The sequence below is a fragment of the Frigoribacterium sp. RIT-PI-h genome (assembly GCF_001297205.1).
Taxonomy (GTDB): Bacteria; Actinomycetota; Actinomycetes; order Actinomycetales; family Microbacteriaceae; genus Frigoribacterium.
This window is the reverse complement of record NZ_LHOZ01000076.1, coordinates 54,165-79,289: the sequence shown is the minus strand read 5'-3', so window position 1 is coordinate 79,289 and position 25,125 is coordinate 54,165. Positions and strand designations below refer to the sequence as shown.

The window sequence follows — 25,125 nt, the reverse complement described above, 5'->3', positions numbered from 1 at the left end:
GCACTTCTCCTCGCGGATGGGGCGGACGACGCTCTCGCTCGGTCGGTACGAGGGACAGCCGTGTCCGCTGGTGGCGTTCTCAGAACCCGTCCAGTCTATGTTCCCGCCGAGCGGGGCCGCCGCCCCGCCCCGCCGAAGTCGTTCGACGTCGAGACAAGACGGACCCGTCGGCCCGCACGCGATCAGCGGACGGAGGCGCGCTCGGCCCGGTCGCGGACGCCCGCCACCGCGCGTCGGTAGTGCTCGACGAGTTCGTCGCCGAGGGTCTCCCACGTGCGTCCGACGACCACGCGCCTCCCGGCCTCTCCGAAGCGGGCCCGCAGCTCGTCCGAGGAGACCAGGCTGCGGACGCTCCGGCGGAGCGAATGGTCGTGGCGGGGGTCGAAGAGGAACCCGTCGACGCCGTGCCGCACCAGGTCGAGGGGTCCGCCCGCTGCCGGGGCCACGACCGGCAGTCCGCTGGCGTGGGCCTCCTGCACGGTCTGGCCGAAGGTCTCGGTCGAGCCCGTGTGCACGAAGACGTCGAGGGCCGCGTAGGCGTCGGCGAGGTGCTCGCCGTGCAGCGCACCGGTGAAGACCGGGTCGAGGTGCCACAGGCGGCGGCGCAGGGCGGGCAGTGAGGGGCCGCCGCCGACGACCACGAGGCGCGCCTCCCGCAGGGGGCGCAGGGCGGCGAGTCGCTCGACCTGCTTCTCGGGGGCCAGACGACCCACGTAGCCGACGAGCACGCGGTCGGGTGCGCCCCAGCTCTCGCGCAGGGCACGGACCGCGTCGCCCGACTTGCGGTTCGGGTGGAACAGGGCCGAGTCGACCCCCCGGCCCCAGGTGGCGAGCCGGCCCACGCCGGCCGTCTCGAGGTCGCGGAGGGAGGCGCGCGAGGGGACCAGCGTCGTCGTGGCCTGGTCGTGGATGCGGCGCACGAGCCGCCAGGCGACGGCCGAGCCGAGCCCGAGCCCGTTCGTCCCCGCGTACCGGGCGACGTCGGTCTGGAAGACGGCGACCGAGGGCACGCCCAGGCGGGCGGCCGCGGCGATGGCCTGGGCGCCGAGCAGGAACGGCGAGGCGACGTGCACGACGTCGGGTCGGAAGCCGGCGATGGCGGCCGCGACCTGCGGGTTCGGCAGGCCGACCGGGAACTGACGGTAGGCCACCGACGGCACCCGGTGGACCGGGAAGCCGGCGTAGCTCGTGGTCCCGCGCCCGGCCGGGGCGATGACCAGGGCCTCGTGCCCGCGTCGGGCCAGGTGGTCGAGCACGCGCAGCACGCTCGTGGTGACCCCGTTGACGGTGGGAAGGAAGCTCTCGGTCACGATCACGACTCGCATCGGTCCTCCTCGGACTGCTCGTGCTGCGAGCCTCACCGGCGACGGTGGCGGGAGGGGATCGGCGGCATGGAGGAGGGGCGTCGATAAGGTGAACGCATGACGATCCAGGAAAGCCTCGACCGGTTCTACAGCATCATCCCGGCGGGCGGCATCGGGTCCCGGCTCGGGCCCCTCAGCCGGGCCGACGCGCCGAGGTTCCTGCCCGACCTCACGGGCAGCGGCTCGCCCCTGCTGCGCGGCACCTGGGACCGCCTCGCCCCGCTCAACGGCGACCAGCGCATCATGGTCGTCACCGGGCGGGCGCACCGCGCCGCGGGGGAGTCGCAGTTGCCCGGTCTCGCCGACCACAACGGCGGCCTCGAGAGCGAGCCCAAGGACAGCACCGCGGCCATCGGTCTGGCCGCCGCCGTGCTCCGTCGGCGCGAGCCGGACGTCATCATCGGCTCGTCCGCCCCCCACCACGTCATCTCCGACACCCCCGGCTTCGGCCGCGCGGTCCGCGAGGCCATCGTCGCCGCCCACGAGGGATACATCGCCACGATCCGCATCACCCCCACCGAGCCCGCGATCGGGTTCGGCTACATCCACGTCGGGGCGCCCCTCGACATCGAGGGGGCACCGAGCGCCCGCACGGTCGAGTCCTTCGTCGAGAAGCCCGACCTCGAGACGGCCGAACGCTACGTCTCCGGAGGCGACTACCTCTGGAACGGCGGCATGTTCATCTCGCGCGCCGACCGGCGGCTCGAGCAGCTGGGCGAGACCCGGCCGGCCCTGCTCGAGGGCATCGAAGAGCGGGCGGCCGCATGGGACACCCCGAAGCGCGGTGCCGTCGTCGACAAGGTGTGGCCCGGCCTCGAGAAGATCGCCATCGACTACACGGTCGCCGAACCGGCTGCCGCGGCGGGCCGGTTGGCCGTCGTGCCCGGGGACTTCGACTGGGACGACGTCGGCGACTTCGCGTCCATCGCCAAGCTGCACGCCGGCGGCCGGAAGAGCGACCTGGCCATCCTCGGCGAGAACGCCCGCGTGCTGGCCGACAGCTCGAGCGGAATCGTCGTCGGCAACAGCGGCCGCCTGATCTCGCTGATCGGCGTCAACGACATCATCGTGGTCGACACCCCGGACGCGCTGCTCGTCACGACGACGGCGAACGCGCAACGCGTCAAGAGCGTCGTGGACGCCCTCAAGCTCAGCGGGCGCAGCGACGTCCTCTGAGCCCCTCCGGGGTCGTGGACGTTTCGTGTTCGTTAAGTCGTGGTCGCGACTGTGTAACGCCTCGGCATCACTACCACCCGACGGTCGGCGGCGCTCGTCACAATAGGTAACCTGTCAGCCATACCCACCCGGCGCGCCTCGTGCCGGGCTGCACCCTGGAGGACAACTTGACTACAACTGCGCGCAAGGCCGTGCTCAGCGGCCTCGCCCTGGCGAGCACCGCCGTCATCCTGGCCGGCTGTGCCTCGGCCCCCGAGAGCGGCTCTGGCTCGACCAGCGGCGCCTCGAGCGACTTCGTCCCTTGCATGGTCTCCGACGCCGGCGGCTTCGACGACAAGTCGTTCAACCAGCTCGGCTACGAGGGCCTGACCGAGGCCGCCAAGGCCATCGGGTCGACCCCCAAGACGGTCGAGTCGGCCGACGAGACGGTCTACGACGCCAACCTGTCGAACCTCGCCGACCAGGGCTGCAACCTGATCGTCACGGTCGGCTTCGCACTCGCCGACGCCACCAAGTCGGCGGCCGAGGCGAACTCGGGCATCAACTACGCCACCATCGACGACGCGTCGATCACGGCCGACAACGTGCAGCCGATCACCTTCAACACCTCCGAGGCCGCCTTCCTCGCGGGCTACGCGGCGGCCAGCTACTCGAAGACGGGTGTCGTGGGCACCTTCGGCGGCATGCAGTTCCCGACCGTCACCATCTTCATGGACGGCTTCGCCGACGGCGTGAAGTACTACAACGAGGAGAAGAGCAAGGACGTCAAGGTCGTCGGCTGGGACGTCGACTCGCAGACCGGCACCTTCACCGGTGGCTTCGAGGCCGGCACCACGGCCAAGCAGAGCGCCCAGACGCTGATCGAGCAGGACGCCGACGTCATCCTGCCGGTCGGCGGCCCGATCTACCAGAGCGCCGCCGAGGCGATCCGCGACTCCGGCAAGGACGTCGTCCTGGTCGGTGCCGACAGCGACACCTACGAGACCGACAGCGCCAACAAGGACCTCTTCCTCACCTCGGTGCTCAAGGGCATCAAGCAGGCGACCGACGCGGTCGTCACGCAGGCCAGCGAGGACAAGTTCTCCAGCACGCCCTACGTGGGCACGCTCGAGAACGACGGCGTCGGCATCGCCCCGTTCCACGACTACGCCGACAAGGTCGACCCCGGTCTGCAGGACGAGCTCGACACGATCAAGGCCGGCATCATCGACGGCTCGATCGAGGTCGAGTCGCCGTCGGCGCTCACCAGCTGACGAAAGCACCTCCCGTCATCGATTAGCATCGACTGACCCAGGGCCGGGAGCGACGGTCACCCCGTCGCTCCCGGCCCTCTCAACGCCCGTGGGCGGGCCGCCGACCCGGTGCCGTCCGACCCCACCCGAATGCCAAGACCCGAGGTAGCCACCTGAGATGAAGCTCGAACTGCGGGGCATCACCAAGCGATTCGGCGCACTGACCGCCAACGACCACATCAGCCTGACCGTCGAGCCCGGCGAGATCCACTGCCTTCTCGGCGAGAACGGCGCCGGCAAGTCCACGCTGATGAACGTCCTCTACGGCCTCTACCAGGCCGACGAGGGCGAGATCCTGCTCGACGACGCCGTCCAGCACTTCTCGGGCCCGGGCGACGCCATGGGTGCCGGCATCGGCATGGTGCACCAGCACTTCATGCTCGTCCCCGTGTTCACCGTCGCCGAGAACGTCATGCTCGGCCACGAAGAGACCAAGTCCGGCGGCCGGCTCGACCTCGCCGCGGCCCGCGCCAAGGTGCGTGAGATCAGCAGCCGGTTCGGGTTCGACATCGACCCCGACGCCCTGGTCGAAGAGTTGCCCGTGGGTGTGCAGCAGCGTGTCGAGATCATCAAGGCCCTGTCCCGCGACGCGAAGGTGCTCGTCTTCGACGAGCCCACCGCCGTGCTGACGCCGCAAGAGACCGACGAGCTCATGGTCATCATGCGTCAGCTGCGCGACGCCGGCACCGCCATCGTCTTCATCACCCACAAGCTGCGCGAGGTGCGCGAGGTCGCCACCCGCATCACGGTGATCCGCCTGGGCAAGGTCGTCGGCGAGGCCGAGCCGACCGCCTCGAACGCCGAGCTCGCCTCGCTCATGGTCGGACGCGCCGTCGAGCTCACCGTCCAGAAGGCCCCCGCCGAGGTCGGCGAGCCCGCCCTCGTGGTCGAGAACCTCCGGGTCGTCGACCCGATCGGGCAGGTCGTCGTGGACGACGTCTCGTTCGCGGTCCGTCGAGGCGAGATCCTCGCCATCGCCGGCGTCCAGGGCAACGGCCAGACCGAGCTGACCGAGGCGATCCTCGGCCTGCAGCCGCGTGTCGAGGGCCGCGTCTCACTCGACGGGCGCGACATCACCGGTCGCAGCGTGCGCCAGGTGCTCGACGCCGGCGTCGGCTTCGTCCCCGAGGACCGCAACCAGGACGGCCTCGTCGGCGAGTTCACGGTCGCCGAGAACCTCATGCTCGACCGCTCGCAGTCCGGCCCCTTCGTGACGCGCGGCTCGCTGAAGCTCGCCGAACTCGCGGCCTTCGCCGTGGCCAAGGTGAAGGAGTTCGACATCCGCACCCAGGGCATCACGACCCCTGCAGGCCGCCTCTCGGGCGGCAACCAGCAGAAGGTCGTGCTGGCGCGCGAGCTGAGCCGCGACCTGCGGCTCTTCGTGGCCGCCCAGCCCACCCGTGGCATCGACGTCGGCTCGATCGAGTTCGTGCACAAGCGCATCGTCGAGACCCGCGACCAGGGCGTGCCCGTGATCGTCGTCTCGACCGAGCTCGACGAGGTCGCCGCCCTGGCCGACCGCATCGCCGTGATGTACCGCGGCACCATCGTCGGCATCGTGCCGGCGGACACCCCTCGCGACGTGCTGGGGCTCATGATGGCCGGCGAGATGCCGCAGGGAACGGAGCAGGCAGCGTGAGCGACGCCACGACCACCACGCAGGGCCCGGGCACACCACCCGCCCCGTCGTCACCGGAGTCGACCGAGGGACGCGGCTCGCGCCTCCTGCGAGAGATCACGACCGGCAACGCCGTCATCTCGGTGCTCGCCGTCGTGCTGGCCCTCGTCGTCTCGGGCCTGCTGATCGGCTTCACCGACACCACCGTGCAGGGCACGCTGGGCTACTTCTTCTCGCGCCCGGCGGACTTCTTCCAGGCGTTCTGGGCCGCGGTCGGCGGGTCGTACTCGTCGCTCTTCCAGGGCGCGATCTACAACTTCCGGGTCGACGGCTTCGCGGCGGGCATCCGTCCGCTGACCGAGACGCTGAACTACGCCGTGCCGCTCATCGCCGCCGGTCTCGGCGTCGCGGTGGCCTTCCGCGTGGGACTGTTCAACATCGGTGCCCGTGGGCAGATGCTGATGGCGTCGGCGGCCGCCGGCTGGGTGGGCTTCTCGTTCCACCTGCCGCTCGCCGTGCACCTCCCCCTCGCCCTCGCCGCCGGCATCGCCGCGGGTGCGCTCTGGGGCGGCATCGTCGGTCTGCTCAAGGCCCGCACCGGCGCCCACGAGGTGATCCTGACGATCATGCTCAACTACATCGCCTTCTACCTGTTGGCCTTCATGTTGCGCACGCAGGGCCTGCTGCAGGCCCCGGGCAGCGCGAACCCGAAGTCGCCCGCCACGCTCGACACGGCGATCCTGCCCGACCTGTTCGGCGCCCGGTACAACCTCAACTGGGGCTTCGTGCTGGTCATCGTGATCACGGCCGTCGTCTGGTGGCTGATCAACCGGTCGACGCTCGGCTTCCGGTTCCGCGCCGTCGGCGAGAACCCGCACGCGGCCCGCACGGCCGGCATGAACGTCAAGAACATCTACCTCTACGCGATGCTCATCTCGGGTGCGCTCGCGGGCGTCGCCGGGTCGACCCAGGTGCTCGGCACGCTGACCAGCGGCTTCACCTCGGGCATCGACGCCGGCATCGGCTTCGACGCGATCACGGTCGCGCTGCTCGGTCGCTCGCGGCCGTGGGGCGTCTTCGGAGCGGGCGTCCTGTTCGGGGCGCTCAAGGCCGGCGGGTACTCCATGCAGGCCGCCAACGGCGTGCCGATCGACATCGTGCTCGTCGTGCAGTCCCTCATCGTGTTGTTCGTGGCCGCGCCCCCGCTGGTCCGAGCGATCTTCCGTCTGCCGGCCCCGGGCCTCCGCCCGGTGCGCAAGGCCTCGAACAAGGAGGCGGTGGTCACCAAGTGAGCACGCTCACCCCTGACACCGCGGTCCCCGCCGCGCCGTCGCCCGACCTGGCCCGGGCCACGACCCGCAGCCTCAAGGCCCCGATCGCGTTCGCGATCTTCACCGTCGTGGCCGCCGTGCTGTTCCTCGGCCTGGCACGGGACGGCGAGAGCACCTTCCGCCTGTCGACCGCGACGGACTTCTTCGCCCTGCCCGACGCGGTCCTGCCGGCGGCCGGCACGGGCATCGTGCTCACGGTGCTCCTGGCCGTCATCACCGTCGTCGCGGTGCTGAGGGCCGTCCGCTTCGAGAAGGTGCCGATCTGGCTGATCGCCGTGTTCGGCGTCCTCTTCCTGCTCGGCTTCCTCACGTGGGCGAGCGCCGGTCAGACCATCCCGGTGCCCGGTCTGCTGCTCGGTGCCCTCGCGCTCAGCACCCCGCTGATCTTCGGTGCCCTCGGTGGCGTCATCAGCGAGCGCGTCGGCGTCGTCAACGTCGCGATCGAGGGGCAGTTGCTCGCCGGGGCCTTCGTCTCGGCGATGGTCGCCTCGGCGACCGGATCGGCCTACGTCGGCCTGGTCGGGGCGATGATCGCGGGCGTCCTCGTGTCGATGGTGCTCGCCGTCTTCAGCATCCGCTACATCGTCGACCAGGTCATCGTCGGCGTCGTGCTCAACGTGCTCGTCACGGGCCTCACCAGCTTCCTGTACTCGCAGGTGCTGTCGAAGTCCGAGTCGCTGAACCGCGGGGTGCGCTTCCCGCAGCTCGACATCCCTGTGCTCAGCCAGATCCCGATCGTGGGCCCGGTCTTCTTCCGCCAGACGATCATCGTCTACCTGATGTACATCGCGATCGCGGTCGTCTTCTACGGTCTGTTCCGCACCCGGTGGGGGCTGCGCCTCCGTTCGGTGGGCGAACACCCCCAGGCGGCCGACACCGTGGGAATCAAGGTCAACGCCACCCGCTTCTGGAACGTCTCGCTCGCGGGGGCCATCGCCGGCCTCGGCGGGGCGTACTTCACGCTCGGCTCGCTCGGCAACTTCCAGAAAGAGATGACGGCGGGCGCGGGCTTCATCGCCCTGGCGGCGGTCATCTTCGGCCGGTGGGACCCGATCCGGGCCACGCTCGCCGCGCTGCTGTTCGGTTTCGCGAGCAACCTGCAGAACGTGCTCGGGGCCATCGGTTCGCCGGTGCCCAGCGAGTTCATGCTGATGCTGCCGTACGTCGTGACGATCTTCGCGGTCGCCGGCCTGGTCGGGCAGTCCCGGGGCCCCGCGGCCTCGGGCAAGCCCTACATCAAGTCGTGACGGGCCGCAGCAGCGAGTCGGTCGTCGCCGAGACCGACTGGGACGCCCTCCGCGAGGCCGCCCGCGACGCCATGCGCAAGGCGTACGTCCCGTACTCGAAGTTCCCCGTGGGGGCCGCGGCCGTCACGGACGACGGACGCATCGTCTCGGGCTGCAACGTCGAGAACGCCTCGTACGGCATCACCCTCTGCGCCGAGTGCTCGCTCGTGTCCGACCTCGTCATGACGGGGGGCGGCCGCCTGGTCGCCTTCGCCTGCGTCGACGGCAACGGTGGGGTCCTCATGCCCTGCGGTCGCTGCCGTCAGCTGCTCTACGAACACTCCGACGAGGCCATGGTGCTCGACACCGTCTCGGGCTTCAAGACCATCGACGAGGTGATCCCCGACGCGTTCGGGCCGCGCCAACTCGAGCAGTACCGCGCCTCGCAGAGCTGACCCGCGCCTCCTCGTCCGTCCCCGTCGCGGCGTCCGCGTCGCGCCGACGGCCGCACCACCCACCGCACCACCGCTAGGAGCCCCACCGTGACCCAGAACGCCGTCGAACCGTTCGACACCGTCGACCTCATCCGCGTCAAGCGGGGCGGCGACGCCCTCAGCACCGAGCAGATCGACTGGCTGATCGACGCGTACACGCGCGGCTACGTGGCGGACGAGCAGATGTCGGCGCTCACCATGGCGATCTTCCTCAACGGCATGGAGCGCCGCGAGATCCGCGACATGACGATGGCCATGATCCGGTCGGGCGAGACGATGGACTTCACCGGTCTCGGCAAGACGACCGTCGACAAGCACTCGACCGGTGGCGTCGGCGACAAGATCACCCTGCCGCTGGCCCCGTTGGTCGCCTCGTTCGGCGTCGCCGTCCCGCAGCTCTCGGGCCGGGGACTCGGTCACACCGGGGGCACGCTCGACAAGCTCGAGTCGATCCCGGGGTGGCAGGCGTCGATCTCGAACGACCGCATGCGCGAGATCATGGCCGACAGCGGCGCCGTGGTCTGCGCCGCCGGGTCGGGTCTCGCCCCCGCCGACGGCAAGCTCTACGCGCTCCGTGACATCACGGGCACCGTCGAGGCCATCCCGCTGATCGCGTCGTCGATCATGAGCAAGAAGATCGCCGAGGGCACCGCGGCGCTCGTCCTCGACGTCAAGTTCGGCTCGGGCGCGTTCATCCAGGACATCGAGCGGTCGCGTGAGCTGGCCCGCACGATGGTCGACCTCGGCACCGATGCCGGCGTCGCGACGACCGCCCTGCTCACCGACATGAACGTGCCGCTCGGCCTGACCATCGGCAACGCCCTCGAGGTGCGCGAGTCGGTCGAGACCCTCGCCGGAGGCGGCCCGGCCGACATCCGCGAGCTCACCGTCGCCCTCGCCCGCGAGATGCTGACCCTGGCGGGTCGACCCGACGCCGACGTCGAGGCCGCCCTCGACGACGGCCGCGCGATGGACGCCTGGAAGCGCATGATCCGCGCCCAGGGCGGCGACCCCGACGCAGCCCTGCCGACCGCCCGCGAGACGCACGTCGTCACCGCCGAGCGCACCGGCTATCTGACCGAGCAGCACGCGTTGCCGTTCGGCATCGGTGCCTGGCGTCTCGGCGCCGGTCGTGCCCGCAAGCAGGACCCGGTGCAGGCGGCCGCGGGCATCGAGCTGCACGCGAAGCCGGGCGACCGGGTCACCGAGGGCCAGCCCCTGTTCACGCTGCACACGGACGAGCCCGGGCGCTTCGAGCGTGCCATCGACGCCGTCGACGGGGCGTGGACGATCGGCGACGAGGCTCCGGCCGCGCGCACCATCGTCGCCGAGCGGATCGGCTGACCGGCCTCGTCCGACGCACGTCCCGCCGGCACCGCGCCTTCGTCCAGGAGGCGCGGTGCCGCTTCTCGAGGCGCGCGCACCTCTCTCGTGGCGCGCGTCCAGAGTCGTCGGCCGGACCGCTAGTAGATTGAGGGCATGAGCGCTCCCGACAAGGACTACCGGCTTCCGAACGGGGGCCCGCGGCTCGCGGCCCTTCCGAAGGTGTCGCTGCACGACCACCTCGACGGGGGCCTCCGGCCCGAGACCGTCGTCGACCTGGCGGTCGAGGCCGGCATCGACCTCCCTGCGTCCGACCCCGAGGCGCTGCGCCGCTGGTTCGTCGAGAACGCCGACTCCGGCACCCTCGTCGACTACCTCGCGACCTTCGAGCTCACGGTCGCGGTCATGCAGACCGCCGAGCAGTTGACCCGCGTCGCCCACGAGTTCGTCCTCGACCTGGCCGCCGACGGCGTCGTCCACGCCGAGGTGCGCTGGGCCCCCGAGCAGCACCAGCGGCAGGGGCTCACCCTCGACCAGGCGGTCGAGGCCGTGCAGACGGGCTTCGCGTCGGCCGTACGGTCGTTGGCCGCCGACGGGTACGAGATCTCGGTCGGCCAGATCCTCAGTGCGCTGCGCCAGGGCGAGCGGTCGCTCGAGATCGCCCAGCTCGCGGTCCGCCATCGCGAGAACGGCGTGCTGGCCTTCGACATCGCCGGGCCCGAGGCCGGGTACCCGGCCGCCGACCACAAGGTCGCCTTCGACCTGCTGGCACGAGAGTTCATGCCCGTCACGGTGCACGCGGGCGAGGCCGACGGTCTCGACAGCATCCGCGGCGCGTTGATCGACGGGCGGGCCCTCCGGCTCGGCCACGGAGTCCGCATCGCCGAGGACATCCGCGTCGTCGCGAGCAAGGGGTCGACCTCGACGGTCGAGATCGGGCCGATCGCCTCCTGGGTGCGCGACCGCGAGATCCCGCTCGAGCTGTCACCGCAGTCCAACCTGCAGACCGGTGCCGTCGCCGCCTGGGGCACGGACCTCGACGACCATCCCTTCGACCTGCTCTACCAGCTCGGCTACAGCGTGACGGTCAACACCGACAACCGCCTGATGAGCGACACGAGCCTCTGCAAAGAGCTTGCCCTCCTCAGCCAGGCCTTCGACTACGACCTCGACGACCACGAGACGTTCCAGCTCAACGCCGCCGCGTCGTGCTTCCTCCCGCTCGAAGACCGTGAAGCACTGGCCGACCGCATCACCGCCGGCTTCGAGGGGGTCTGAGCATGGCGCTCCCCCCGCTGCCCGACGAGGCGGTCGTCATCGGTGCCGAGGTCGCCGACTGGCGTGAGGCCGTCCGTGTCGCGGGGCACGCGCTGGTCGACTCCGGTGCCGCCCGCGAGGGCTACGGCGACGAGATGGTCCGCATGATCGACGAGCACGGCCCCTACGTGGTCATCGCGCCCGGCCTCGTGCTGGCCCATGCCCGTCCGGGCGACGACGTGGTCCGTGACGGGCTGGCGGTCGTGACCCTGGCCGAGCCCGTCCCGTTCGGGCACCCGCACAACGACCCCGTCAGCGTGGTCCTCGGCCTCGCGATCGTCACGGTCGGGGGCCACCTCGAATCGATCGCCGACCTCGCGAACGTCTTCAACGAAGCCTCCGTCATCCCCGCCCTCGCGGCCGCCACCTCGGTCGACGAGGTGCGTCGGCTGATGGGCGTCCCCGCCTGACCCTCCCACGACGGATCGAGACAGCCCCATGAAGATCGTCACCATCTGCGGCGCCGGCATCGGCAGCAGCGGAATCCTCAAGGCCAACGCCGAACGCGTCCTGGCCAAGCTCGACATCGAGGCCGACGTCGTCGCGGCCGACATCGGCTCGATCGCCTCGGTCGGCGACGACGCGCAAGTGATCCTCACGTCGGCCGAGTTCGTCGAGGCCATCGGCTCCACGTTCGCCGACGTCATCGTCATCCAGAACCACTTCGACCAGGCCGAGCTGACCGAGAAGCTGCAGAAGTCGCTCGGCTGAGCCCGGCGGGCGCACCGGGGCGAGCCGCCACGGCACGGACGTCAGAGACCCCGGAGGCGCAGGTCGCGCCTCCGGGGTCTCGTCCGTCGTCCGGGCGGTCACCGCCCCGACCGTCAGGCCAGCAGGGCCCGCATGCCCGCGTCGAGGTCGGCCACGGCCGCCTCGGCCGCTGCTCGCGGGCGCCGGCGGCGCCCCCGGGGCTCGACGCGTCGGTGTAGACCTTGAGCTTCGGCTCGGTGCCGCTCGGGCGGACGATGACGCGCGAGCCGTCGGTCAGCCAGTAGCGCAGGATGTCACCTGCGGGGAAGGCACCGAATCCGTCGCGGAAGTCGTCGACGCGGTCGACGCGGTGCGAGCCGATCGTCGCCGGGGGGCGCCGGCGCAGACCGTCGGTGAGTGCCGTGATGGTGGCGAGGTCGTCGACCCGGATCGAGATCTGCGACGAGGCGTAGGCGCCGAACCGTTCGTCGAAGGCGACGAGGTGCTCGGCCAGGCTCGACCCGGCGGTGTGCAACTCGGTCGCGAGGGCGAGCAGGTCGACCGCGGCCGAGATGCCGTCCTTGTCGCGGACGACGTCGGGGTCGACGAGGTAGCCGAGTGCTTCTTCGTAGCCGTAGAGCAGGCCTCCGACGCGGGAGACCCACTTGAAACCGGTGAGGGTGTCGACGTAGTCGAGCCCGTGCACCCGGGCGACCTCGCGCAGGGCGGGGGAGGAGACGATGCTCGCGGCCAGGGTGCCGTCGCGGTCGTCCCGACGCGCGTGCTCGGCGGCGCGCCAGCCGAGCAGTGAACCGACCTCGTTGCCGCTCAGTCGACGCCAGCCGCCGTCGACGGGGATGGCGACCGCGAGCCGGTCGGCGTCGGGGTCGTTGGCGATGACCAGGTCGGCCTCGACACGGTCGGCCGTGGCGAACGACAGATCCATGGCGCCGGGCTCTTCGGGGTTGGGGAAGGCCACGGTCGGGAACGCCGGGTCGGGGGCGCTCTGTTCACTGACGGGGATCGGCTCGGCGAAGCCCGCGGTGGCGAACACGCGTCGCGCGACCTCCCACCCGACGCCGTGCATCGCGGTGTAGACGACGCGCGGCTGACGACCGGTCGCCGCCGTCCCGGCCACGGCGGCGGTGCGTCGGACGTACTCCATGACGAGGTCGTCGCCGGCCTCGCGGTAGTCGTCGGAACGGGCCAGCCGGGTGACGGGCGCCTGCGCAGCCTTCTCGATCTCGGCCGCGATCTCGCCGTCGACCGGCGAGACGATCTGCGATCCGGCGTCGACGCCCCCGAGGTAGACCTTGTAGCCGTTGTCCTGCGCCGGGTTGTGGCTGGCGGTGACCATGACGCCCGCGCTGACGTCGAGGTGGCGCACCGCGAAGGCCAGCACCGGCGTCGGCAGGGCGCGCGGCAGGATCGTCGCGGAGACGCCGGCCGCCGCCATGATCTCGGCGGTGTCGCGGGCGAAGACGCCGGAGTTCTTGCGCCCGTCGTAGCCGATGACGATCGAGGGGTGCGACTCGCGGCCGAGGAGGAACGCCGCGAAGCCCGCCGCGGCCTGAGCCACGAGGACGCGGTTCATGCGGTTCGAGCCCGAGCCCAGGGCGCCGCGCAGGCCGGCGGTGCCGAACTCCAGGCGACCGGCGAACCGGTCGGCGAGGTCGAGGACGGCGTCGGAGTCGTCGGACCCGGCACGGGCGAGCAGGCGGTCGAGCTCGTCGCGCGTCTCGTCGTCGGGGTCCTGGTCGCGCCAGGCCGTGGCCGTCGCGATCAGACCGTCGAGGTCGGGCGAGACCCGGGGGCCGTCGCTGCCGGGCGTCGGCACGTCGCCGCTCACAGGGCCGCCACGATGCGGGCGAGCAGGTCGCTGATCTTGGCCTCGGCGTCGCGCCCGGCCTCGAGCACCTCGGCGTGGCTGAGGGGGGTCTTCTGGATGCCCGCGGCGAGGTTCGTGATCAGCGACATGCCGAGCACCTCCATGCCGGACTGGCGGGCGGCGATGGCCTCGAGGGCCGTCGACATGCCGACGATGTGGCCGCCGATCGCCTTCGCCATCTGCACCTCGGCCGGCGTCTCGTAGTGCGGGCCGCGGAACTGCGTGTAGACGCCCTCGTCGAGGTCGGGGTCGATGCCACGCGCGACGTCGCGCAGTCGCGAGGAATACAGGTCGGTCAGGTCGATGAACGTCGCGCCCTCGAGGGGCGAGTCCGCCGTGAGGTTGATGTGGTCGCTGATCAGCACGGGGGTGCCGGGCTTCCACGTCTCCCTGATGCCGCCGGCACCGTTCGTCAGGATCATCGTCGTCGCGCCCGTGGCGGCGGCCGTGCGCACGCCGTGCACGACCCGACGCACGCCGTGGCCCTCGTAGTAGTGCGTGCGGGCACCCATGACGAGGGCGTGCTTGCCCGAGGGCAGGGCGATGCTGCGGATCGAACTCGTGTGGCCGACGACGGCCGACGCGGCGAACCCGGTGATCTCGGTCGCCGGGACCTCGGCCACGGTCTCGCCGATCAGGTCGGCGGCCTTGGCCCAACCGCTGCCCAGCGTCAGGGCGATGTCGTGTCGGGCGACGCCGGTCTTGTCGGCGATCTCGGCGGCGGCGGTGCGGGCGACCTCGAAGGGGTCGGCGGCGCGGTCGTCGAGCGGGTGCGTGGTGGTCTCAGACATGGCGTCCACTCTAGGGTCTGCCGACCCGCGTCCCCGGTCGCCACGGGGCCCGGCGCGGGCTCAGTCGATGCTGAGCAGGACGTGGCCCGACGAGACGGTCTCGCCGACGACGGCCGCGATGCCCGAGACGGTGCCGTCACGGTGGGCGGCGACGGGCTGTTCCATCTTCATCGCCTCGAGCACGAGCACCAGGTCGCCCTTGACGACCTGCTGACCGGCCTCGACGGCGAGCTTCACGACGGTGGCCTGCATCGGCGCCTTGACCTCGGCACCGGTCGCGGTCACGACCGACGACCGGGGCGCACCTCGGCGCTTGGGGGCGACCGCAGGAGGCGCGGTGCGCGACCCGAGACCGGCCGGCAGCGAGACCTCGAGTCGCTTCCCGCCCACCTCGACCACGACGGTGTCGCGTGCGTCGGCCGGGCGCGGGGCCTCGGCCTCGCCGCTCCACGCGGGGATGGTGTTGTCGAACTCGGTCTCGATCCAGCGGGTGTAGATCGAGAACGGTGCGCCGTCGGCGGGCGCGAACGCGGGGTCGTCGACGATCGCGCGGTGGAACGGCAGCACCGTCGGCAGGCCGGCGACCTCGAACTCGGCCAGGGCGCGACGCGAGCGCTCGAGGGCGTCCTCGCGCGACGAGCCGGTGACGATCAGCTTGGCGAGGAGCGAGTCGAACGAGCCGCTGATCTCGTCGCCCGCCTGGACGCCGCTGTCGACGCGCACGCCGGGGCCTCCCGGGGCCTTGAAGACGTGGATCGGGCCGGGGGCCGGCATGAACCCGCGACCGGCGTCCTCGCCGTTGATCCGGAACTCGAACGAGTGGCCGCGGGCCTCGGGGTCGTCGTAGTCGAGCACGCCGCCCTCGGCGAGGCGGAACTGCTCGCGGACGAGGTCGATGCCGGTGACCTCTTCGGACACGGGGTGCTCGACCTGCAGGCGCGTGTTGACCTCGAGGAACGAGACGGTGCCGTCCTTGCCGATCAGGAACTCGCAGGTGCCGGCGCCGACGTAGCCGACCTCGCGCAGGATCGCCTTCGAGGACTCGTACAGCTTGGCGGTCTGCTCGTCGGTGAGGAACGGCGCGGGGGCCTCTTCGACGAGCTTCTGGTGGCGGCGCTGCAACGAGCAGTCGCGGGTCGACACGACGACGACGGTGCCGTGCGCGTCGGCCAGGCACTGGGTCTCGACGTGGCGCGGCTGGTCGAGGTACTTCTCGACGAAGCACTCGCCGCGTCCGAAGGCGGCGACGGCCTCGCGGGTGGCCGAGTCGAACAGCTCGGGGACCGCGTCGCGGGCGCGGGCCACCTTGAGGCCGCGTCCACCGCCGCCGAAGGCCGCCTTGATGGCGCCGGGCAGGCCGTGCTGGTCGACGAACTCGAGGACCTCGTCGGCGCCCGAGACGGGGTTCAGGGTGCCGGGGGCGAGCGGGGCCCCCACGCGCTCGGCGATGTGGCGAGCGGAGACCTTGTCGCCGAGCTGCTCGATGGCCTCGGGCGACGGGCCGATCCAGATCAGACCCGCGGCCTGGACGGCCCGCGCGAAGTCGGCGTTCTCGGCGAGGAAGCCGTAGCCGGGGTGCACGGCGTCGGCGCCCGAGCGGCGGGCGACCGAGAGGATCTTGTCGATGACGAGGTAGGTCTCGGCGCTCGTGGTTCCGCCCAGGGCGTAGGCCTCGTCGGCGAGGCGGGCGTGCTGGGCGTCGCGGTCCTGGTCGGCGTAGACCGCCACCGAGCCGATTCCGGCGTCACGCGCGGCCCGGATCACGCGGACGGCGATCTCTCCACGGTTGGCGATGAGGACCTTGCTGATACGCGGCATAGTTCCCCACCCTATTGCGCGCTCAGCGCCTGCCTTTGGCTGACGTGCACAAAAAGGACCAGGAGGCGCGAGCTGGAACCTACAAGGACCCGGCGGTCGGCGAGGTCCACAGTTCGTGCCACGGCACGCCGAAGCCCCGGACGAGCGACCGCAGCACGGGCACCGAGAGACCCACGACGGCACTCGGGGTGCCCTCGATGTGCGTGATGAACGCGGACGCACGGCCGTCGATCGTGAAGGCACCCGCGACCTCGAGCGGCTCGCCCGTCTCGACGTAGGCCGAGAGCTCGCGCGGGTCGAGGTCGTCCGCGAAGGTGAGGGACGCGCTCGCGACCCGGCCCGCGCCTCCTGACGGGGTGTCGGCGGTGACTCGCGGAGCGCCGCCGCGGTGGTCGACCAGCCAGTGGCCCGACCAGAGGGTGCCGTGGCCGATCTCGGCCATCCGGCGCCACCGGTCGAGCGCCAGCGCGGGTTCGTGCGGTTTGCCGTGCACCTCGCCGTCGAACTCGAAGGCGCTGTCGCCCCCGAGCACCAGCCCGTCGAGGGGGCGGCCGTCGACCACGGTGTCGAGCACGGCCTCGGCCTTGAGCCGGGCGAGGTGCTGCACCGTCTCGGCCGCCGTGAGGTCGCGGCCGAGGCGTGCGGACTCGGTCGCTACCGCGGCCTCCTCGTCGACGCCGGGGCTGATCAGCACCGGCTCGATCCCGGCGGCGCGCAACAGCGCGAGACGGGCGGGGGAGGTGCTGGCCAGGTAGAGCGGGACGGTCATGCCGCCCAGCCTGTCAGACTCGACGCATGGGAGACATGCTGGGCCGCGAGGTCGAACTGGACGTGACGGGCATCGCACACGGGGGCATCTCGGTGGCCCGACTCGACGGGCGGGTGGTCTTCGTGACCGACACCCTGCCCGGCGAGAAGGTCGTGGCGCGCATCGCCGACGACCGCAAGAAGGCCTTCTGGCGTGCCGACACGGTGAGCGTCCTCGAGGCGAGCGAGCACCGCCGACCGCACGTGTGGGGCGCGGCCGCCCTCGAGGTCGATCCGGCCGACCGGGCCGGCGGTGCCGAGTTCGGGCACATCGAGCTCGCCCACCAGCGCGAGCTGAAGCGGCGCGTGGTGGTCGACGCGCTCACCCGGATGGGCGGGGTCGCCGACGCCGACGGCCGGGTCACGGTCGAGGCCCTCCCGGGCGACGACGAGCGCGGCGGCACCGGGTGGCGCACGCGCCTGCGCCTGCACCTCGACGCCGAGGGGCGTCCCGGCCAGTACGCCGCGCGTTCGCACCGGGTCGTGCACGTGCCCGACCTGCCGCTCGCGTCCCCGGAGGTCGCCGAGGTGGCGCCGCTGGGCGACGCCTTCCCCGGTGAGGAACACGTCGACGTCGTCGCCCCGAGCGTGGGGGGCGCGCGTCTCATCATCGGGCGTCAGGCCCGTTCGACCATCACCGAGATCGTCGGGGCCCGCGAGTTCCGCCCCGACGACGGTGGGTTCTGGCAGGTCCACCGCGAGGCCGCCGCCACGCTCACCGCCGCCGTGCAGACCATGATCGACCCCGAGCGCTTCGATCCGAAGGGTGCCAACCTCGACCTGTACGGCGGGGTCGGACTGCTCGCCGCCGCCGTGGGCGACCGGTTCGGCGCGGGGACGCGCATCACGAGCGTCGAGAGCGACGAGCGGGCCACCGAGCACGCCTCCGAGAACCTGGCCGAGTGGATCGGAGCGTCGGCCGTGACCGGACGCGTGGAGCGCTGGTTGCGGCAGACCGCGTCGCAGGCGAGCGACGCCGAGCGCGAGCGCCTCGCCGCCGCGACGGTCGTGCTCGACCCGCCCCGCTCGGGCGCGGGACGCGACGTGGTGTCCGAGATCGCGGCCCTGCGCCCCGCCCAGGTCGTCTACGTCGCGTGCGACCCGGTCGCCCTCGCCCGCGACGTCGCCCTCTTCGCCGAGCGCGGCTACGCACTCGACGCCCTGCAGGCGTACGACCTCTTCCCGAACACGCACCACGTCGAGACGGTGGTGCGTCTGCTGCCTGCCTGAGCCGCGATCCCGTTACGATGTACCCCGTGCACGCCCGGGGTTCAGGGACCAGGGCACACGCCGACCGAAGGATCACCGTGTCAGACCTCACGACCGAGACCCCCACCGCCCCCCGCCAGACCGCGCCCGTCCGGGTCGCCGTCGTCGACGACCACGAGTCGGTGCGGCTCGGCATCCAGGCCGCCTGTCAGAACGAGGGCTTCGAGGTGATCCTCACCGCGGCCGGTGTCCAGGAGTTCGTCGAGAACCTCGCCGGTCGCGAGGTCGACGTCGTCGTCCTCGACCTGTCGCTCGGCGACGGCTCGACGGTCACGGACAACGTCAAGCGCGTCCAGGCCACGGGGTCGGCCGTCCTCGTGCACAGCATCGCCGACCGGGTCGCCTCGGTGCGTGAGGCGCTCGCCGCGGGGGCGGCCGGGGTCATCCCGAAGTCCTCCGCCACGAAGACCGTCATGGCCGCCGTCGCGACGGTGGCCCGGGGTGACGTGCTGAACAACCTCGAATGGGCGAGCGCGATCGATGCCGACCGCGACTTCGCCAAGGCCCAGCTCGGCCGTCGCGAGCGCGAGATCCTGCACCTCTACGCCTCGGGCCTGCCGCTCAAGCTGGCCGCACAGCAGCTCGGCATCGGCTACTCGACGGCCCGCGAGTACCTCGACCGCATCCGCGTCAAGTACGTCGAGGTCGGCCGACCGGCACCCACCAAGGTCGACCTGCTCCGTCGCGCCGTCGAGGACGGCATCCTGCCGGGGCTCGACGCAGACGGCGGCGATGGCCGGTGAGGGTCGGCTGAGCGCACCGATCCCGCTCGGAGCGCTCCGGCCCCCGCGCAACCCGATCAGCCGCGCCCTGCTCGACAAGGTGCTGGGGCGGATCATCGCCGCGGCGGGACTCGTCTTCGGCCTGCAAGCCCTGCCCGGCATGATCGGTCAGGTCGACAGCATGCAACTCGCCTGGGCCTGGGTCATCGGCCTGGCGATGTTCGGCGGGTTCTCCGCGTTGGTCGTGGCGAGCCTCGTGCAACGCGGCGTCACGACGGTCGAGGCCTTCGTCGCCATCGCCTACCTGATCGCCCTCGTCACGTGGCCCCTCGCCGTCGACGACCCCAGCGAGGTCCAGTCGAGCGTGCCGTGGCTCTGGTACCTGTGCACCGTCGCGACGGCCTCGGCCGCCTCGGCGTTCTCGACCTGGATCGCCACCGGCTACCTCTTCGTCGCTCCGGCCGTCTACGGCTTCATCCGCCTGACGCCGTCGGGCGGGGCGGTCTCCCCGCAACGGGCGACCCTCGACTCCGTCTACGCCATCCTGCTCGGCGGCGCCGTCCTGATCCTCGTGGTGATCCTGCGCCAGGCGGCCGCGAACGTCGACCAGGCCCAGGCGACCGCCGTCGCGCGGTACTCCGAGGCGATCCGCGAGCACGCCACCGAGCTCGAGCGGGTGCAGGTCGACGCCATCGTCCACGACAGCGTCCTCACGACCTTCATCCAGGCGGCCAGGGCGTGGTCGCCCGACGAGCGCGAGTTGTCGACCAACATGGCCCGGAACGCCATGTCCCACCTCTCCGCCGCGGCGAGCACCACGCCGTTCGACGAGTCCGACACCACGATCGCCGGAATGGTGGACCGCATCGAGGCCGCCGTGGCCGACCTGGGTGTCGCGGTCGAGCTGCGCCGGGGCCCGATCGAGGGCGACGGCATCCCGTCCACCGCCGCCGAGGCGCTCTACTCGGCTGCCGTGCAGGCCCTCGTCAACAGTTCGCAGCACGCCGGCGACGGGCCCGGTGTGAGGCGCTGGGTGCGCGTCACCCGTGACCCGACGGGTCTGACGACCGTCGAGGTCGGCGACACGGGCAAGGGTTTCGAACCGACGACGGTGCCGACGGAGCGTCTCGGGGTCCGCGTGTCGATCCACGAGAGGCTACACAACGCCGGCGGGCTCGCGACCATCGACTCGGCACCGGGGCACGGAACCCTCGTGCGCCTGCGGTGGCCCGTCGACGCGCTCCTCGACGGAGGCCGGACCCCCGACCGTTCGCCCGACCCCGCCGACGAGGCCGGCACCTCGGGGGGCGCCGCGTGAGGGTCTCCGTGCCGCGGTGGCTGATCGTGTCGCTGGCCGCGGTCTTCTCGGCGTACCACCTGGTCCTGGCCGCGGCGTCGCTGGACCGGTTCAGCGATCCGCTGCCCGTCGTCGCGTGCATGGCGTTGTACGCCGCCGCGACCGTGGCCGTGCTGTGGCCCAGCAAGCACGTCATCATGCCCGTGTGGATGGCCTCGTTCTGCCTCGCCGTGAGCATCGTCCTGCCGCTCGTCGTGACCTCCGAGCTCGACAGCTCGGTCAAGAACGGCTACGCCACCTGGTACGTGGCCGCCGTGGGCACGCTCATGGTGATCGTGTCCACGAGGCGTCGACAGGGGTTCGCCTGGCTCGGCGCCGGCTTCATGGCGGTACACGGCGTGCTGTGGGCCGGCGTCGAACAGATCGCCGACCTCGGCATCGTCGGCAGCGGGGTCTGGGTCGCCTTCAGCCACGCGATGTCGAGCACGCTCACCCGGGCGGGGCGCGAGACGCGCGAGTTCATCCTCGCCGAGCACGAGGCGGCGGACTGGCAGGCCGCACAGGAAGCCCACGTGAACGAGCGTCAGTACCGGTTGCTGCAGACGGGTCGGACGGCACGGCCGATGCTCCAGACCATCGTCCGCCGACACGGCGACCTGACCGCGGCCGAGCGGCAGGAGTGCCTCAACCTCGAGGGAGCGATCCGGGACGAGATCCGGGGGCGGCGCCTCCTCGACGACGACGTCCGTCACGAGGTCATGGCGGCGCGCCGTCGCGGAGCCGTCGTCAGTCTCCTCGACGAGGGAGGCATCGACGACCTCGGACCGACGGATCTGCGACGGGTCCATGCCGTGCTCGCCGGGGCCCTGCGCGACTCGCTCGCCGATCGCATCATCGTCCGGACCGTCCAGGGCGGGGGAGAGGACGCGGTCACGGTCGTCGGACTCGGCTCGGCAGACCTGTCGTCGAGCGCGCTCGGCCGGGGGGTCTCGGCCGACGCGGACGAGGACGACGACGGCGACGAAGTCCAGCTGTGGCTGCAGATCCCTCGCTCGGCCCCCTGATCGTCGGACGGCCCCCGGTGCGACGGGCCCCACGACATGAGGAAGGGCCGGACGATCGTCCGGCCCTTCCGAGACCCTGAGCCAGGGCGGCAACCCGAATGCCGCCCTGACTCCCCCCGGCAGGAGCCCGTTCACCCTGGTCGGCCCCTGCTCGGTGGTGTGGCTCCGAGGGAGACACCCAACATCAGCAAGCATGGCCGGTCGGGGCCGCGTGTGCAGTAGTCATTTAGGGGGACAGGTGGGGGAGGATGACCAGGTCCACCCCGTTCCCGGGGCGTCAGCCCTCGAAACCCCGCCACCGGCCGTCGCCGGCCGCGATGGTCGGACGGGGTGCGCGGGCCGAACGGGTCCAGGCCGACGTCGTGGGCCGGGAGGACGTCGTCGCGTCCGACTCGGCCCGGCCGACCTGGACGGCCGCGAGCAGCGCCGTCACCGCCGCCAGTTCGTCGGGCGTCGGGTCTCCGGAGACGACCCTGAGCAGGGGCGCCGTCGACTGCTCGTCCGCGTCGGGGGAGGGCTCCGTCGCGTCGGGGGACGCGGCTGCGTGACGCCCGCTCACAGGGGGATGTTCCCGTGCTTCTTCGGGGGCAAGCTCGCCCGCTTGGTCTTGAGGGCACGGAGCGCCTTGATGACCGCGACCCGGGTCGCCGCCGGTTCGACCACACCGTCGAGTTCGCCCCGCTCGGCGGCGAGGAAGGGACTCGCGACGTTGTAGGTGTACTCGTTCGCGAGCCGTGTGCGCACGGCCGCGACGTCCTCGCCGGCCTCGGCCGCCGCCTTGATCTCGTTGCGGTAGAGGATGTTGACGGCACCCTGCCCGCCCATGACGGCGATCTCGGCGGTCGGCCAGGCAAGGTTGATGTCCGCTCCCAACTGCTTCGACCCCATGACGATGTAGGCGCCGCCGTAGGCCTTGCGGGTGATCACCGTCACGAGCGGGACCGTGGCCTCGGCGTAGGCGTAGAGCAGTTTGGCGCCGCGGCGGATCACACCGGTCCACTCCTGGTCGGTGCCGGGCAGGTATCCGGGCACGTCGACGAGGGTGAGGATCGGGATGTTGAACGCGTCGCAGAAGCGCACGAAACGGCTGGCCTTCTCACCGGCCTCGATGTTGAGGGTGCCGGCCATGGCGGACGGCTGGTTGGCGATGACGCCCACCGGGCGGCCTTCGACCCGGCCGAAGCCCACGACGATGTTGGGCGCGAAGAGCGGCTGGACCTCGAGGAACTCGCCGTCGTCGACGACGTGCTCGATGACCGTCATCACGTCGTAGGGCTGGTTCGGGCTGTCCGGGATCAGGGTGTTCAACTGGCGGTCGTGGTCGGTGGTCTCGAGTTCGACGGGCACGTCGAAGACGTGCGGGTCGGCCAGGTTGTTGTCGGGCAGGTACGACAGCAGGGCCCGGGCGTAGTCGAGGGCATCGTCCTCGTCGCTCGCGAGGTAGTGCGAGACGCCCGAGACCTTGTTGTGGGTCAGGGCTCCGCCGAGTTCCTCGAAGCCGACGTCCTCGCCCGTCACGGTCTTGATGACGTCCGGCCCGGTGACGAACATGTGGCTCGTCTTGTCGACCATGATCACGAAGTCGGTCAGCGCGGGGGAGTACACCGCGCCTCCGGCCGCGGGGCCCATGATCAGCGAGATCTGGGGGATGACGCCCGAGGCGGCCGTGTTCAGCCGGAAGATCTCGCCGTACTTGCCGAGGGCGACGACACCTTCCTGGATCCGTGCCCCGCCCGAGTCGAGGATGCCGATGATGGGCACCCCGGTCTTGAGGGCCAGCTGCATGACCTTGATGATCTTCTCGCCCGCGACCTCGCCGAGCGAGCCGCCGAAGATGGTGAAGTCCTGCGAGTAGACCGCGACCTGGCGGCCGTGGATCGTGCCCGTGCCCGTGACGACCGCGTCGCCGTAGGGTCGCTTGGCCTCCATGCCGAAGGCGTGCGTGCGGTGCCGGACGAACTCGTCGAGCTCGACGAACGAGCCCGGGTCGAGCAGCTCGTCGATGCGCTCCCGGGCCGTCTTCTTTCCCTTGGCGTGCTGCTTGGCGATCGCGGCCTCGCCGCTGGCCGTCACGGCCTCGTGATAGCGGGCCTTGAGGTCGGCGAGCTTGCCCGCGGTGGTGTGCAGGTCGGGCGCGGCGTCGGTGTGGGGCGCGGAGTCAGGAGTCACGCGCCTCACTCTACTGACCGACCCGTGGCCATCCGTTGGAGGTTTCCACGCGTGGACCCGCCCGGACGTCGTAGGAGTCGTCAACTGCAGTTCCGTAGGCTGGCACGATGGCCTTCCCCCTCAGCGCGTCCGTCAGCCCCCGTCTCGTGGTGCTCGAATCCACCGGGTCGACCAACGCCGACCTGCTGGCAGCCGTCGACGAGCCGCACCTGGCGACCTGGCTGACCCTCGACCAGTCCGCGGGGCGGGGCCGGCTCGACCGACGCTGGCAGACCGCGCCCGGTCGCTCCCTCGCGGTGAGCGTCCTGCTGCACCGGGGCGACCTGCCGGTCGACTCGCTCGGCTGGGTGCCGCTCCTCGCCGGGGTGGCGATGCGCGCCTCCGTCCGGGGCGTGGTCGAGAGCGGCGACGTCTCGCTGAAGTGGCCCAACGACGTGCAGGTCGACGGTGACAAGGTCTGCGGCCTGCTCGCCGAGCTGCGACCCCATGCGAGCGCCGTGGTCGTGGGTGCCGGGGTCAACCTCACGGTGCCCGCCGACGACCTGCCCACTCCGACCTCGACGTCGCTCGGTCTGCACGGTGCACGGGGCACGGCCCTCGAGCTCGCGGACGCCGTCACGTCGTCGTGGGTCTCGGGCCTGGCACGGCTCGTCGGCGACCTCACCGCAGCCCGCGGCGACGCGGTCGCGAGCGGTGCCCTGGCGGTGGTCCGAGCGGACTGCGCGACCCTGGGACGCTCGGTCCGCGTCGAACTCCCCGGAGGCGCGGCCCTGGTCGGCGAGGCGGTGGACGTCGACGAGTCGGGCCGCTTGGTCGTCCGTTCCGCCTCGACCGGCGAGCTGACGGCCGTCGCTTCGGGTGACGTCACGCATCTGCGGTATGAATGAGCCTGTGAGCACCGACGGACCGCAACCGACCGAGTACGTCGTCGCGCGGCTGCGTCCCCACGCCCGGGTGCTGTTCTGGCCCTCGCTCGCGCTCGTCGGCATCTGCGCCGCGACCGGCTACTTCGGCGGTCGATTCGACGTCGAGTGGCAGAACTACGTCGTGCTGGGTGCGGCCCTCGCCCTGATCGTGCTGCTCTGGTTGGTCCCCGTGCTGATCTGGCTCGGCAAGCGCTACGTCATCACCTCGCGACGCCTCGTCGTGCGCAAGGGGCTCTTCGTGCGCACTCGCCAGGAGTTGCTGCACAGCCGCGGGTACGACCTCACGGTGCGCAAGAACTCGGTGCAGAGCGCGTTCCGCAGCGGAGACGTCCTGATCAACACCGGTCTCGACCGTCCGCTCGTCCTCTGGGACGTCCCGTCGGCCGATCTCGTCCAGTCGACCCTGCACGATCTCATGGAGTCGAACCTCAACAGCGTCGCCCAGCGTCGCCAGCACGAGCAGTCCGTCGGGAACGACGAGACGACGGCCTGGGGTCACGGGCCGGTCGTCTGACCGCCCCGGGCACGCCATAGGGTGTGGTC

Annotated in this window: 23 protein-coding genes; 16 read left to right on the top strand and 7 right to left on the bottom strand. The window is 71.5% G+C overall.

Annotated elements, in window-relative coordinates; all coding sequences use genetic code 11:
* Positions 1-182 precede the first annotated feature (182 nt).
* Complete coding sequence (locus AEQ27_RS10725; RefSeq protein WP_054146648.1) at positions 183-1,325, bottom strand: glycosyltransferase family 1 protein; 1,143 nt, start codon at positions 1,323-1,325, stop codon at positions 183-185.
* 96 nt (positions 1,326-1,421) lie between these two features.
* Between AEQ27_RS10725 and AEQ27_RS10720 the strand changes: the two genes are divergently transcribed.
* The 10 genes from AEQ27_RS10720 to AEQ27_RS10675 all read left to right on the top strand — a co-directional run bounded on the left by AEQ27_RS10720 (position 1,422) and on the right by AEQ27_RS10675 (position 11,852).
* Positions 1,422-2,540, top strand: a complete 1,119-nt coding sequence (locus tag AEQ27_RS10720) for a mannose-1-phosphate guanylyltransferase (protein ID WP_054146647.1) — start codon at positions 1,422-1,424, stop codon at positions 2,538-2,540.
* Between the two features lie 167 nt (positions 2,541-2,707).
* On the top strand, positions 2,708-3,793 hold the full coding sequence (locus AEQ27_RS10715) for a BMP family protein (RefSeq protein WP_054146739.1): 1,086 nt from the start codon (positions 2,708-2,710) through the stop codon (positions 3,791-3,793).
* A 157-nt stretch (positions 3,794-3,950) separates the two neighbouring features.
* A complete protein-coding gene (locus AEQ27_RS10710) occupies positions 3,951-5,471 on the top strand; it encodes an ABC transporter ATP-binding protein (protein WP_054146646.1) in 1,521 nt (506 codons plus the stop codon).
* Positions 5,468-6,742: an ABC transporter permease gene (locus AEQ27_RS10705; protein ID WP_054146645.1), complete on the top strand. Its 1,275-nt coding sequence runs from the start codon at positions 5,468-5,470 to the stop codon at positions 6,740-6,742. Before AEQ27_RS10710 ends, AEQ27_RS10705 begins: the two co-directional genes overlap by 4 nt.
* Positions 6,739-8,028 carry an ABC transporter permease gene (locus tag AEQ27_RS10700; RefSeq protein ID WP_054146644.1) on the top strand — a complete coding sequence of 430 codons (1,290 nt, stop codon included), beginning with the start codon at positions 6,739-6,741 and terminating at the stop codon, positions 8,026-8,028. Before AEQ27_RS10705 ends, AEQ27_RS10700 begins: the two co-directional genes overlap by 4 nt.
* Positions 8,025-8,462, top strand: coding sequence for a cytidine deaminase (locus tag AEQ27_RS10695; protein WP_054146643.1), 438 nt, complete (start codon positions 8,025-8,027; stop codon positions 8,460-8,462). Before AEQ27_RS10700 ends, AEQ27_RS10695 begins: the two co-directional genes overlap by 4 nt.
* 87 nt (positions 8,463-8,549) lie before the next feature.
* The gene (locus AEQ27_RS10690) at positions 8,550-9,845 is read left to right on the top strand and encodes a thymidine phosphorylase (RefSeq protein ID WP_054146642.1); all 1,296 of its coding nucleotides are present in this window, start codon (positions 8,550-8,552) and stop codon (positions 9,843-9,845) included.
* A gap of 135 nt (positions 9,846-9,980) precedes the next feature.
* Entirely contained in the window at positions 9,981-11,102 is a 1,122-nt protein-coding gene (locus AEQ27_RS10685) for an adenosine deaminase (RefSeq protein ID WP_054146641.1), read from the top strand.
* Positions 11,103-11,104: 2 nt separating this feature from the next.
* The gene (locus AEQ27_RS10680; RefSeq protein ID WP_054146640.1) at positions 11,105-11,551 is read left to right on the top strand and encodes a PTS sugar transporter subunit IIA; all 447 of its coding nucleotides are present in this window, start codon (positions 11,105-11,107) and stop codon (positions 11,549-11,551) included.
* A gap of 28 nt (positions 11,552-11,579) precedes the next feature.
* Positions 11,580-11,852, top strand: a complete 273-nt coding sequence (locus AEQ27_RS10675; RefSeq protein ID WP_054146639.1) for a PTS sugar transporter subunit IIB — start codon at positions 11,580-11,582, stop codon at positions 11,850-11,852.
* Here the strand turns inward: AEQ27_RS10675 and AEQ27_RS10670 are convergent.
* From AEQ27_RS10670 to AEQ27_RS10655, 4 genes are all read right to left on the bottom strand, one after another.
* On the bottom strand, positions 11,791-13,680 hold the full coding sequence (locus AEQ27_RS10670) for a phospho-sugar mutase (RefSeq protein WP_235451062.1): 1,890 nt from the start codon (positions 13,678-13,680) through the stop codon (positions 11,791-11,793). The two genes, AEQ27_RS10675 and AEQ27_RS10670, sit on opposite strands and share 62 nt — an antisense overlap.
* Positions 13,677-14,510: a purine-nucleoside phosphorylase gene (locus tag AEQ27_RS10665; protein ID WP_054146638.1), complete on the bottom strand. Its 834-nt coding sequence runs from the start codon at positions 14,508-14,510 to the stop codon at positions 13,677-13,679. Before AEQ27_RS10665 ends, AEQ27_RS10670 begins: the two co-directional genes overlap by 4 nt.
* Positions 14,511-14,570: 60 nt before the next feature.
* Entirely contained in the window at positions 14,571-16,328 is a 1,758-nt protein-coding gene (locus tag AEQ27_RS10660; protein WP_054146637.1) for a biotin carboxylase N-terminal domain-containing protein, read from the bottom strand.
* Positions 16,329-16,407: 79 nt separating this feature from the next.
* Positions 16,408-17,097: a nucleoside triphosphate pyrophosphatase gene (locus AEQ27_RS10655; RefSeq protein ID WP_054146636.1), complete on the bottom strand. Its 690-nt coding sequence runs from the start codon at positions 17,095-17,097 to the stop codon at positions 16,408-16,410.
* 26 nt (positions 17,098-17,123) lie between these two features.
* Between AEQ27_RS10655 and AEQ27_RS10650 the strand changes: the two genes are divergently transcribed.
* From AEQ27_RS10650 to AEQ27_RS10635, 4 genes are all read left to right on the top strand, one after another.
* Positions 17,124-18,365 (top strand): class I SAM-dependent RNA methyltransferase, encoded by a 1,242-nt coding sequence (locus tag AEQ27_RS10650; protein ID WP_054146635.1) that lies wholly within the window; start codon positions 17,124-17,126, stop codon positions 18,363-18,365.
* 71 nt (positions 18,366-18,436) lie between these two features.
* Positions 18,437-19,147, top strand: a complete 711-nt coding sequence (locus AEQ27_RS10645; protein WP_369813638.1) for a response regulator — start codon at positions 18,437-18,439, stop codon at positions 19,145-19,147.
* Positions 19,137-20,444 carry a sensor histidine kinase gene (locus AEQ27_RS10640; RefSeq protein WP_054146633.1) on the top strand — a complete coding sequence of 436 codons (1,308 nt, stop codon included), beginning with the start codon at positions 19,137-19,139 and terminating at the stop codon, positions 20,442-20,444. Before AEQ27_RS10645 ends, AEQ27_RS10640 begins: the two co-directional genes overlap by 11 nt.
* Positions 20,441-21,487, top strand: coding sequence for a hypothetical protein (locus AEQ27_RS10635; RefSeq protein WP_054146632.1), 1,047 nt, complete (start codon positions 20,441-20,443; stop codon positions 21,485-21,487). The genes AEQ27_RS10640 and AEQ27_RS10635 overlap by 4 nt, the downstream gene beginning before the upstream one ends.
* Positions 21,488-21,764: 277 nt before the next feature.
* Here AEQ27_RS10635 and AEQ27_RS10630 read toward each other — a convergent pair whose 3' ends face one another.
* Positions 21,765-22,046 carry an acyl-CoA carboxylase epsilon subunit gene (locus AEQ27_RS10630; RefSeq protein WP_235451061.1) on the bottom strand — a complete coding sequence of 94 codons (282 nt, stop codon included), beginning with the start codon at positions 22,044-22,046 and terminating at the stop codon, positions 21,765-21,767.
* Positions 22,043-23,656 (bottom strand): acyl-CoA carboxylase subunit beta, encoded by a 1,614-nt coding sequence (locus AEQ27_RS10625; RefSeq protein ID WP_054146631.1) that lies wholly within the window; start codon positions 23,654-23,656, stop codon positions 22,043-22,045. The genes AEQ27_RS10630 and AEQ27_RS10625 overlap by 4 nt, the downstream gene beginning before the upstream one ends.
* Before the next feature lie 107 nt (positions 23,657-23,763).
* Here AEQ27_RS10625 and AEQ27_RS10620 point away from each other — a divergent pair, with 107 nt between their 5' ends.
* Entirely contained in the window at positions 23,764-24,543 is a 780-nt protein-coding gene (locus tag AEQ27_RS10620; RefSeq protein WP_054146630.1) for a biotin--[acetyl-CoA-carboxylase] ligase, read from the top strand.
* Positions 24,544-24,547: 4 nt separating this feature from the next.
* Positions 24,548-25,096, top strand: coding sequence for a PH domain-containing protein (locus AEQ27_RS10615; RefSeq protein ID WP_235451060.1), 549 nt, complete (start codon positions 24,548-24,550; stop codon positions 25,094-25,096).
* Positions 25,097-25,125 lie beyond the last annotated feature (29 nt).

Bases quoted from the DNA above. Each gene is read 5' to 3' on its own strand.
- AEQ27_RS10685 (WP_054146641.1), top strand. From the start codon at position 9,981: ATGAGCGCTCCCGACAAGGACTACCGGCTTCCGAACGGGGGCCCGCGG.
- AEQ27_RS10665 (WP_054146638.1), bottom strand. From the start codon at position 14,510: ATGTCTGAGACCACCACGCACCCGCTCGACGACCGCGCCGCCGACCCC.
- AEQ27_RS10655 (WP_054146636.1), bottom strand. From the start codon at position 17,097: ATGACCGTCCCGCTCTACCTGGCCAGCACCTCCCCCGCCCGTCTCGCG.
- AEQ27_RS10620 (WP_054146630.1), top strand. From the start codon at position 23,764: ATGGCCTTCCCCCTCAGCGCGTCCGTCAGCCCCCGTCTCGTGGTGCTC.
- AEQ27_RS10640 (WP_054146633.1), top strand. From the start codon at position 19,137: ATGGCCGGTGAGGGTCGGCTGAGCGCACCGATCCCGCTCGGAGCGCTC.
- AEQ27_RS10675 (WP_054146639.1), top strand. From the start codon at position 11,580: ATGAAGATCGTCACCATCTGCGGCGCCGGCATCGGCAGCAGCGGAATC.
- AEQ27_RS10650 (WP_054146635.1), top strand. From the start codon at position 17,124: ATGGGAGACATGCTGGGCCGCGAGGTCGAACTGGACGTGACGGGCATC.
- AEQ27_RS10680 (WP_054146640.1), top strand. From the start codon at position 11,105: ATGGCGCTCCCCCCGCTGCCCGACGAGGCGGTCGTCATCGGTGCCGAG.
- AEQ27_RS10725 (WP_054146648.1), bottom strand. From the start codon at position 1,325: ATGCGAGTCGTGATCGTGACCGAGAGCTTCCTTCCCACCGTCAACGGG.
- AEQ27_RS10660 (WP_054146637.1), bottom strand. From the start codon at position 16,328: ATGCCGCGTATCAGCAAGGTCCTCATCGCCAACCGTGGAGAGATCGCC.
- AEQ27_RS10720 (WP_054146647.1), top strand. From the start codon at position 1,422: ATGACGATCCAGGAAAGCCTCGACCGGTTCTACAGCATCATCCCGGCG.
- AEQ27_RS10710 (WP_054146646.1), top strand. From the start codon at position 3,951: ATGAAGCTCGAACTGCGGGGCATCACCAAGCGATTCGGCGCACTGACC.